Below are 9346 nucleotides of genomic sequence, written 5' to 3'. Positions count from 1 at the left end.
AAACCGAAATGGGTGATCGGATAATCCCGAAATAACTGATCGGAATGCTCCGAAATATGCAATAGGAACAAATAACTACGAGCTAGGAAAAGAGCTTGGTAAAGCTTTAAAATCTCAGTTACCCAATGGTGGCAATATTATTATTCAAAGTGGGCGCTCAGATTCTCCCAACCTAAATCTAAGAATAATGGGTTTACGCTCAGCGTTATCTGAAAAAGAGTATGAATCACCTCCTGGAAAGCGTTTGAAAGGAGAAAACGGTTGGACTGAATCTTCAAATCCGCTTTATAATTTTGACTCGTTTTCAACGGCGCTAGAAGATCTCAAGAATGTATTATATTCCCACAAAGAGAGAGGAATAAACGCAGTCGTCAGTGTTGCTGGTTGGGCTCAGTTTTCAGAAGGGTATAGAGAGGTAGTTGAACCGTATAGGCAAGAGATCCAGAACAAAGAGATAGTCATCATTTTTGCTGATACTGCTGATAAGCAACTGATGTATTTGAAAGATGGGCTTGCGCATACTAACGTAGGCCAAAACCCTTTTGAAATGGGTAAACAAGCGATAATGACTCTTTACAAGCTCGCAAACAAGAAATCTGTCAAGGAAATACAATATATCCCAATGACATATTGTAATCCCCAAAACTACCAAACCTGCACAAAAAAATGAGTTTTAGGCTAGTTAAGTTCTGTCTAATTAATGGTATACAGACTTTCTTCGGCAATACGGTCTTCGCATAGTGCTCGTTCTATTTCGTAAAGATCATAGGATTCAGCAATCGCAAACCATTTCACCTTTAGCCCCGCGGTTTCAGCAGCTCGTTCGAGATAGCGACCTTTTTCTAAATCTCGCTTCTTGAATTGTATCAAGGTGTGAACTTCAAGTGATAAAGGATCACAAAGTACAAAGTCTATATACTGTCGTGAAAGCTTGTTATACGCTCGTTGTCGCTCATTGCTATTGTAAATTCCCTCCCTAGGAACCATCACGTCTATAGCCTTAACTTTGATAAAAACCTCATACTTACCTTTTACAGCATGCTTAAGTGCCCGGTAGAACTTAAGCTCTTCAGGATTTGCCAATGAAGTCCGTACATCATATTGATAAACGGGAGTAGGGGCCATTTGTTGGTCATGTAATGATGCTTGGTTTGAGCGAGTGAATAAAGATATTGCAAAGATCAAAGCCGCAAAAAGTATGATAAGAACAAGCAAAAACATAGTTTACATCCCTATAAATGACTGCCATCAAAAACACTTCTTTATTTAAGCACTTTCGATAATCTCAACCAATGCATTTATAAATTGGCTACGGATTATTCAGTATTGATCAACCTTATACTTACTTTTAGTAAGGCTTATATCGTTAATTTGGAAGCCATCTTCCAAAATACAAGATATCCTGAGCAAATTTGAAATTATTGAAATACTCACTAGGTCTTCATAGATCTGATTGCAGCTAATAGAGGAAAATATTGATGAAGATTTCTTTGATGATGGGTATTTTGAGTACAGTTTCTTTCGCTGTTTTAGCTCACGAGAGCAATAATCAAGAGGAATATGCCAGCAGCCCTAAGCCGATCCCTGTAGAAAGCTATGCTAAGAAAACACAGCCTCAGTATGCTGAAGGCCTCACAAGACACATAGTACTTTTTGACCTAAAAGAAGATGTCACACAGTCGCAACGACAGGAAATTATTGACCGCTTCCTTCGCTTGAAGAACAGTGAACGTGACGGAAGAAAATACATAGAAAATATAGAAGTAGGTACCAATAACATGAGTAAAGAAGGGCAAGGTAAAGGTTACGACCTTGCGTTTGTTGTAAGTTTTGCATCTAGAGGGGACCTCAATTATTACGTAGGAACTCCAGCTATATCTGATTCTCAGTACTTTGATAACAACCATCAAGACTACAAGGACTTTGTTGGTCCGTTTTTAAAAGTCCAAAAGAATCCAGATGGCAGTGACTATGTCGGTGTGCTCGTGTTTGATTACCAGCTGTAAACAACCATGACTCTTGAAATAGTGTTGCTTATTATTTAATAAGTGATCTTTCTTCCGGCGACAAATGATATTCATTCGATTTATTTGAGTTTAGTGTTAATAGTGACTTTCTTAATTCATACTATAAATACAGTGAGGACTTATCTCTATGAAACTAATAAAGTTAGTATCAATCGTGGCACTACTATCAAGCTCATACTCCTTTGCTCAGAACAGTGATAATCGTGAGTCAGAAGTCATCAAACATGAAGCGCCTTCATTTGCGCTAGGTCCTTGGGATCGAATTAGTTAAGAAAAAATCCCCGCAACTGGCTGGTTTCAGTTTTAGCAGAACAAAAGTCACTTGCGGGTTTTACTCTTGGCTTCATACTAACAAGTAGCAAAACCCATTTAGTGAGTCTATCTATGTTCAAAACAGCGATCATCCTATTAACGACAATCATTGTTCCATTCTACTCTTGGGCCGATGGGAGTTTGATTATAGTGCCAAGCCAGCACTCAGTCTCTCAAACCGCAGATCGGTTCGTAGACATAGTCCAAAAAAAAGGATTTAACATTTTTGCTCGTGTCAACCATCGAGAGAATGCAGAGAAAGTAGGGATGACCCTTAGGCCAACAGAAGTGATAATTTTTGGCAATCCCAAAGTGGGCACAAAGCTTATGCAATGCGATCAAAATGTGGCGATCGATCTTCCTCAAAAAGCACTCATCTATGAAGATGAGCAGGGAACCGCTTGGATTGCATACAACAACCCTATCTATTTAAAGAAACGCCATGATATTAAAGGGTGTGACCCAATAATTGATAAGGTAGGAGCGGTATTAAATAACTTAGCTAGTCAAGCGGCGCAATAACATTATATAAGGTAATAAGTTGTTAGATTTTTATGAATTTGTCATGGCATTTATATGTGAAATGTTATGACAAAATATAAAAACCAGATACACAAAAGCCTTGGCTCAACAGTCTGAAGATTTTCGAAACAAAAGGGCATCTAAAGCTGCGGCGGCCAGAAAAGCAGAGCAGACATCTCAGAAAATGACTTCAACAGATAAACCAAGAGGTATTGAAGGTGCCATTAAGAGTCTAGACAAGAATGGAAAGAAGCTTAATGACTTTATTGGAGTCTTGAGTATGTTTAAATAGATACTCATATGCATGTGTAAACTCTTCACTTTTATTCACTTGCCAGCCGCACTTATACATCTACTATGGCTGGTATAGATAATCGTTTTAAGACCATAGCATATGCCCAACAGTATTACCGTTATACCACAAGCATGGGATAGTGGAACAAAGAGTGAATCCGTCTCCACAACAACTCATAATGAGCGAACAGCGATTCAGAAGATTGAACAAGATATTGAAAGAATTGATCTAATTTTAACATTTATGAATAAATTTGCCGCTGATTCTAAGCAACTTATTCTCGCTATGTTGCTGGCTAAACTCAAAACGCAAATCATTCTTACCATACTCAATAACATCCCAAATGACTCCATCGCACTTGCTTTAGTTAAAGGCCTTAAAGACTTGATTAAAAAACTGTCAATGATGCAATCTGGTGAATCGATAGTCTTTGATGCAGATAACAAGATAACACCTGAATACTTAAATAGTATTTTGAGAGATAGTGTCTCAAAAACGTTAACAAATAGAGAACTCGACGAAATAGAACAAGCTATCACGCAATCAAAAGAACTTCAGCAAGCGCTTAAATACTGGCTGAATGATTTATCAGCCTCAATGGTGATTGGGCCACAAAATTCTCATTAATAGAAATTTTTTAAATAAACACTGAATTATAAATAGCTTCGTTCTAACCAAATGTTGGACAGTCATCTATACTCATAAGCAATCACTGCAATATCTAACTAGGTGTTCGTACTATGAAATACTCTTTATTGTTACTTTTATTGCCTGCGGTATGTAGTGCGCAAACCGTGACTATTGGTGCTGATGAATGGTTTCCGATGAACGGGGAGCCAAATAGCGCAACTCCAGGGTTTATGATTGAAATCGCAGACAAGGCTCTGACTGTGAGCGGAATGTCTCTTGACTATAAAATAGTACCTTGGGAACGAGCCATATTTATGGCCCGTGAAGGAAAAATCGATTGTATTGTTGGCGCTAGTTCAGAAGAAGTTCCTGATTTTGTTTTCGGAAAGGAAGAATACGCACGCGATCACATGACTTTTTACGTTAACAATGGCGATAGCTGGAAGTTTGATAATGTGGAATCCTTAAACGGCAAGAAAATCGGTATCATATCTGGTTATGGCTACAGTGAAATTATTGATGATTGGTTGGAAAGCAATGGACAAGCGATGGCCGGCAACAATGCACTGGAGAAGAATATTAAGAAACTTCAGTCGAAACGTATTGATGCTGTGATTGACTCAAAGCTAGTTATGGATGCTAAATTGAAAGAAATGAATTTGACCGGCCAGATCGTTTCTGCTGGAACAGTCGATGAGCAATACAGCCTTTACATAGCCTGTGGCCCAAATAATCCCAAGTCTCAAAGTATAGTAAGTGCTTTAGACACAGGCATTAAACAGCTAAGATCTCAGGGTGAAGTCAACAGCATAATGCAGAAATACGGACTAACAGATTGGAAAGCCAACTGACAGTAGCGCCATTAGATATGTGTTTTTGTTAGTTCTAGGTGCTCTATGCGTATCGTTGAGCATTTAAAACGATTGGCGATAGTTAAGGCGAGCTCCATATCGATCGTCACCAAGATTTCACCTGATGAAACAGTAAGATGAATTTCACCACCTCTAGAAAAAGAATGCCCAGTAATTATCCAGCCTTCAGTCGTTTCTACGACTGCTATTTGCACAATATCTTTCCTTTTTACAAATTCAAACATCTCTAGAAAGCTCATACAGCATGGCCATACAAAATGTCTCTGCTTAAATTATTGCTGATATCAATGATAATTGCCACTATTGGCAGGTGAACTTGATTATTCATGAGGAAGTCGAAAAACTAGGTCTATGAGATAAGGCGCACTAGGGCCTTTTCTTTTAAGCGATGGCCTATAGCGCCATTGGTTCTGATAAAATCCAGCAATCAAAGAGTAGCAAATAGGGCAACATTCATGCTTCGTTGCAAAGTGAGACTTTGGTGTTTGTTCAAAGTATGACTGATGTTTTTTGCACCATAATATAACTGGTGTTCTAGTATTGATGTAACGTGTTTTTTGATATCCAAATCTGTTACCCCACTTTTGACGCGATTTTTTAATAAATTGCTGTGTTGTATTTTTAGGTATAGCCATAATTGTGCTGTTCTACCTTAATGAGTTGACTTAAAACATTCCCTAGCTTGTATAGTGTAGTTGCGCATGGATATACATGTAGTGGCATTTTGGTGTTAGCTATTTTAGATTTGTCGGATGATGAAGAGGTCTAGCACAACGTAAAAACTGTGAAATTATTTCCTAAATCACGCTTATTACTGCTATTTGTGTCATTAATAAACTAGTGTTGGCATTGAATGTGCTATAGTAGATGTAGATAATATTTCGTCGCTTATGGGAATTTAAAATGTCCCATTTGTTAATTAGAATATGCTCATTGGTACACATCAGAGTTTGATGGACTACTCAATGCGTATTATGTGGTCCGTCATTATGTTGAGTGGTTTGGTGTCAGTACCATTGCGCCAGCACTGACACCCTTGATGCAGTCAAAGCGGGGCGAGGGCATAGCTCATTGTCGCCGTGTGCGGCGTACATGCCATGACAGCGCACCCAATTGGTTTTGTGATTTATGACTTCAAATCTCTGATATCAGAAGCATTATACTTATTTAGTATATTAATCCCAGATTCATTTATCAGGTCTTGACCAGAAACAAGCTCTATATTGTTTTTGAAGTCAATACGAGCATCATTAAGCTGCTTGGCCTTATGCTGTAGTTCGGTATCACGTAGATTGTATTTATCTACTTTAGCTTCCGCTTTTTTAAGAGTATCGTTAGCAATATTTATCCTAACCATCAGATTATGTTGATGCTTGCTTACTCCGTAAGTCTTGGTGTCATGATGATCATACCCGAATTTCTGGTAAAGTTTGTCCAATTTATCGGATTTATTTTCGGCTTGAATGCGGAAAGTATGCGCAGTAATGGACTTTTTAGTATTGCTGTCTTGTTTAACTTTAAGTATGTTTTTTGCTAGAGAAAAATCTCCCGTTTTTCTCCCTAGTTCAATCGCAGAGGAGGTGCTGTTACAGACCTTAGCTCTAAAATTCAATACAATGTTGTTCATAGTTCACCAATAATTAATGTTGTTTGTAAACAAACTGGAAGCTACCAACAATGTTGAGTATTGCTGAAGACACTCACATCACTGATGCACATTATGTATGTTATGTTAAATGACATACATTAGACTGCTAGATACACAATGCACCACTGCCACACCACCTAGCGTCATCATTCAACATAATCAATTTACCATAAAGTACCTAATATCTAACTTTTCATCTGACGATGCTAAGCTTCGATATTAGCAATTAAGCTTCAACACTAAATGTATGCAATTACTCAAAAAACAATCCTATTATTGACTTGGTTCTTTGTAATTAAAGAAAATATTTCAATACTTCTTTGCCACAATTCATAGTTCATCAATTTATTCAATTAAGGCGATACAAATCGCCTAATTTCAATGTGTTCACTCATAAACGTATAAGACCAACATGCAAAGACGTACATTTTTGAAAGGTTTGGCTGGTGCAGCATTTGTACCTAGCCAATTATTTGCTTCTACTGAGTGTGAGAATTCGCTATTTCCACATTCTATTATGCACGCAGATTTCACCCCTTCTAACGGTGAACTGCATTTATTGTATGGCCAGCTACCACATGATATTACTGGCCATGTTTTTTTTGCCGAAGGCATTCCTCTTGAACAAAATCATTTAAGTCCAAGCGGCAGAGGTGCGTTAACCCGAATCGATTTTTCTGCGGATAAATCTCTCTTCACTCGAAAAATGATCGACACTCCCTCTGCCATTATGCAACAGCACATCGATTACTGGCCTGATAAATTTAACTTATTGGGTGGTATGGCGTACCACAGTCCTACCATGGGATTTGTAAACTATTGTAATACGGCTCCAAATTACCTTGGCGACAATCGATTTGCGCTCAGTTATGAAGGCGGTGTACCGTACGAATTCGATGCAATGACCTTAGACCTAATTACTCCTATTGGTCACTATGATGAATGGCAGAGTAGTTTTCCTCCATGGATGGACGCTTTCACACCAGACAAGTGGCTATTTCCACAGGTGCGCACCACAGGACACCCCTACTTTGATCTAGATTCAGATGAATGTTTCACCATCAATTACGGTGGCAATATATCAAATACAGGAACAAACAACGGTTTCATTCGTCTTCTCAAGTGGGATAAGCAGAATCAACTTCGTGGATGGAATATCGTGGGTCGTGATGGACGCCCTGCATTTATAGCAGCTACCGCACATTCACTGGGAGTCACTCGTAATCATGTGCTCGTTTTTGAGACTGCTGCGCAAGTTGAGCCCCTTAGAATGATTGGTATTCGCTCTGTTTATGCCCAACAACATCGAACCCCTGTTTGGGTAATCCGCAAAAAAGACTTGCTTGAAAGTCGTGACATTGTAACAGCTGACTATATCGAACTCGATTTCGACACCTCTGATGTTATGTGCAATTACGATGATTATGACAACGAAATAACCATCTATGGTCAATACCTCGGGGCCATGGATAAATCAGAACCTTTATACAATAGAGACAAGTTACTATTTGGTGGAAGAGTATCTAGCGGATTATCTGGATACCCTGCTGCACCCGTTGATGTCGGTGGTCTTGTTCGCGCTAGAATTCAGGTTCAAAGTGACTCAGTAAGAGAAATTGCTGGTGATTTTAGATTGATCAGAGATGATCAGCTATTCTGGGATATGAACGATCCAGCTTACCGCGGGCACTTTCAATTCCCCGAACAATTTGATCACATATACTGGGCCGCCGTTGGCTACAGAAAAAGTCATGTCATCGAACGCGTCGCAGATGCATATGAGCACTACCCTAACCGGCTTTTTACCAATGACTCATTGCCTCAACAAGATCAACCTTCTGCACTAATACATATGGATTGCCGGCAGATGTCAGTGACGGATGCTTATCAGTTTCCTGAAGATTGTGTGATGAGAACCCCGCAATTTATGGCTAAACCAAACAGTCACGACCAAGATCAAGGTTATGTGTTTACCGCCGTCGTCCGCAAAAATCCGACTAATCAGTCCGGTAATGGTAAGGAAATTTGGCTATTTGATGCTCAAAACCTTGCCCAAGGACCATTGGCGATACTAGGTCATCCAGAATTAAACTTTGCAACCACCAATCACGCTCTGTGGGTCCCCAGTATTGGACCAAGGCCGATGAATGCTTATAAAGCGGATGTCGCTGAGTTTTTCGCAAGTCGAGCTCCCAAACATAGACGTGCTGTTCGCCAAGTTATTGAACAGCAGATCCTACCTAGATTCGGCTAGCTTATTGACAAGGTAAGTATGAAAACCGAATGGAATTGAGTATTTTAAAAAAGGAAGATTTAATGAAACTTAAGACCTTGGCGTTAAGTACAACGCTAATTATGGCCGCAATAGGAACAGCCTACGCTCTTCAAAGCGGAGAGGCGGAAACAGAGCTCTCCAACTATCAAGGAACTTATACCTGCCACCCAGAGGCCATCTATGACCCGAATTCAATTGAAGGTGTTCAGGAGATCGTCAAAGATGCATTAATGCGTGGAAAGAAAGTGATGACAGGCAATCGGAAATTTGCCAGTCAGATAGATGCGGCTTGTGCAGGCGATGGACAAGTCCAATTGACCCTAAAAAATATGGACAAAATTGTCCATTTTGATGCCAATAATCGCCGTATTACTGTCGAAGCCGGAATGAGGTTTAACGATCTAAATGACTTTCTGCGTGGACAAGGCTATGCCATTAACATGGTGACAGAGCTGGCTATTTTTACCGTTGGAGGCATGCTTGGTAGCGGAACTCATGGCTCTACTTTAGAAAAGCCTAGCAACATGCTCGCAGATTATGTGACACAGATTAAGATAGTCGATGGTGAAGGTAACGTCCGTGTTTTAAGTGGGGACTTGTTAGATGCGGCAAGGGTAAACTTAGGTGTATTGGGTGTCGTTGTAGAAGTCACTCTTGCTATAGAAGAAGCATTTAAGGTTAAAGCAGAAGTTACAGGGTATCGAGAAGTGGACCCCAATGGTTGGACACATAAACTAATTCCTTAAGTGGTTGATCCAGCTTATG

The 9346-nt window shown here is 39.5% G+C and carries 11 protein-coding genes and 1 pseudogene; 8 read left to right on the top strand and 4 right to left on the bottom strand.

Annotated elements, in window-relative coordinates:
* Positions 1 to 31: 31 nt before the first annotated feature.
* Positions 32 to 670: a substrate-binding domain-containing protein gene (locus QQK21_RS03705; protein WP_284190854.1), complete on the top strand. Its 639-nt coding sequence runs from the start codon at positions 32 to 34 to the stop codon at positions 668 to 670.
* 23 nt (positions 671 to 693) lie between these two features.
* Here QQK21_RS03705 and QQK21_RS03700 read toward each other — a convergent pair whose 3' ends face one another.
* The gene (locus QQK21_RS03700; protein WP_284190853.1) at positions 694 to 1221 is read right to left on the bottom strand and encodes a DUF2726 domain-containing protein; all 528 of its coding nucleotides are present in this window, start codon (positions 1219 to 1221) and stop codon (positions 694 to 696) included.
* 257 nt (positions 1222 to 1478) lie between these two features.
* Here QQK21_RS03700 and QQK21_RS03695 point away from each other — a divergent pair, with 257 nt between their 5' ends.
* From QQK21_RS03695 to QQK21_RS03675, 5 genes are all read left to right on the top strand, one after another.
* Entirely contained in the window at positions 1479 to 2006 is a 528-nt protein-coding gene (locus QQK21_RS03695) for a Dabb family protein (RefSeq protein ID WP_284190852.1), read from the top strand.
* A 148-nt stretch (positions 2007 to 2154) separates the two neighbouring features.
* Positions 2155 to 2298: a hypothetical protein gene (locus QQK21_RS03690; RefSeq protein WP_284190851.1), complete on the top strand. Its 144-nt coding sequence runs from the start codon at positions 2155 to 2157 to the stop codon at positions 2296 to 2298.
* Between the two features lie 113 nt (positions 2299 to 2411).
* Positions 2412 to 2861 carry a DUF302 domain-containing protein gene (locus tag QQK21_RS03685; RefSeq protein ID WP_284190850.1) on the top strand — a complete coding sequence of 150 codons (450 nt, stop codon included), beginning with the start codon at positions 2412 to 2414 and terminating at the stop codon, positions 2859 to 2861.
* A gap of 394 nt (positions 2862 to 3255) precedes the next feature.
* A complete protein-coding gene (locus tag QQK21_RS03680) occupies positions 3256 to 3783 on the top strand; it encodes a hypothetical protein (protein WP_284190849.1) in 528 nt (175 codons plus the stop codon).
* Between the two features lie 113 nt (positions 3784 to 3896).
* Positions 3897 to 4637 (top strand): substrate-binding periplasmic protein, encoded by a 741-nt coding sequence (locus tag QQK21_RS03675; protein WP_284190848.1) that lies wholly within the window; start codon positions 3897 to 3899, stop codon positions 4635 to 4637.
* 11 nt (positions 4638 to 4648) lie between these two features.
* Here QQK21_RS03675 and QQK21_RS03670 read toward each other — a convergent pair whose 3' ends face one another.
* The 3 genes from QQK21_RS03670 to QQK21_RS03665 all read right to left on the bottom strand — a co-directional run bounded on the left by QQK21_RS03670 (position 4649) and on the right by QQK21_RS03665 (position 6285).
* Positions 4649 to 4852, bottom strand: coding sequence for a hypothetical protein (locus QQK21_RS03670; RefSeq protein ID WP_284190847.1), 204 nt, complete (start codon positions 4850 to 4852; stop codon positions 4649 to 4651).
* Between the two features lie 126 nt (positions 4853 to 4978).
* Positions 4979 to 5293 (bottom strand): DUF723 domain-containing protein, encoded by a 315-nt coding sequence (locus QQK21_RS22400; protein ID WP_488803714.1) that lies wholly within the window; start codon positions 5291 to 5293, stop codon positions 4979 to 4981.
* 491 nt (positions 5294 to 5784) lie between these two features.
* A complete protein-coding gene (locus QQK21_RS03665) occupies positions 5785 to 6285 on the bottom strand; it encodes a hypothetical protein (protein ID WP_284190846.1) in 501 nt (166 codons plus the stop codon).
* A 433-nt stretch (positions 6286 to 6718) separates the two neighbouring features.
* Here QQK21_RS03665 and QQK21_RS03660 point away from each other — a divergent pair, with 433 nt between their 5' ends.
* Positions 6719 to 8560 (top strand): carotenoid oxygenase family protein, encoded by a 1842-nt coding sequence (locus QQK21_RS03660; RefSeq protein ID WP_284190845.1) that lies wholly within the window; start codon positions 6719 to 6721, stop codon positions 8558 to 8560.
* A 62-nt stretch (positions 8561 to 8622) separates the two neighbouring features.
* Positions 8623 to 9288 (top strand): annotated as a pseudogene (locus tag QQK21_RS03655) (FAD-binding protein); the annotation flags it as partial.
* Between the last annotated feature and the right edge of the window lie 58 nt (positions 9289 to 9346).

The organism is Vibrio zhanjiangensis (assembly GCF_030161235.1).
In the GTDB taxonomy this organism is placed as follows: Bacteria; Pseudomonadota; Gammaproteobacteria; order Enterobacterales; family Vibrionaceae; genus Vibrio; species Vibrio zhanjiangensis.
The sequence above is the reverse complement of the archived record's forward strand: the minus strand, read 5'-3'. Positions and strand labels throughout refer to the sequence as shown.

What these genes read in the sequence shown, in the direction of transcription:
- QQK21_RS03695 (WP_284190852.1), top strand. Translation starts at nt 1,479, where the DNA reads ATGAAGATTTCTTTGATGATGGGTATTTTGAGTACAGTTTCTTTCGCT.
- QQK21_RS03665 (WP_284190846.1), bottom strand. Translation starts at nt 6,285, where the DNA reads ATGAACAACATTGTATTGAATTTTAGAGCTAAGGTCTGTAACAGCACC.
- QQK21_RS03660 (WP_284190845.1), top strand. Translation starts at nt 6,719, where the DNA reads ATGCAAAGACGTACATTTTTGAAAGGTTTGGCTGGTGCAGCATTTGTA.
- QQK21_RS22400 (WP_488803714.1), bottom strand. Translation starts at nt 5,293, where the DNA reads ATGGCTATACCTAAAAATACAACACAGCAATTTATTAAAAAATCGCGT.
- QQK21_RS03700 (WP_284190853.1), bottom strand. Translation starts at nt 1,221, where the DNA reads ATGTTTTTGCTTGTTCTTATCATACTTTTTGCGGCTTTGATCTTTGCA.
- QQK21_RS03690 (WP_284190851.1), top strand. Translation starts at nt 2,155, where the DNA reads ATGAAACTAATAAAGTTAGTATCAATCGTGGCACTACTATCAAGCTCA.
- QQK21_RS03675 (WP_284190848.1), top strand. Translation starts at nt 3,897, where the DNA reads ATGAAATACTCTTTATTGTTACTTTTATTGCCTGCGGTATGTAGTGCG.
- QQK21_RS03685 (WP_284190850.1), top strand. Translation starts at nt 2,412, where the DNA reads ATGTTCAAAACAGCGATCATCCTATTAACGACAATCATTGTTCCATTC.
- QQK21_RS03680 (WP_284190849.1), top strand. Translation starts at nt 3,256, where the DNA reads ATGCCCAACAGTATTACCGTTATACCACAAGCATGGGATAGTGGAACA.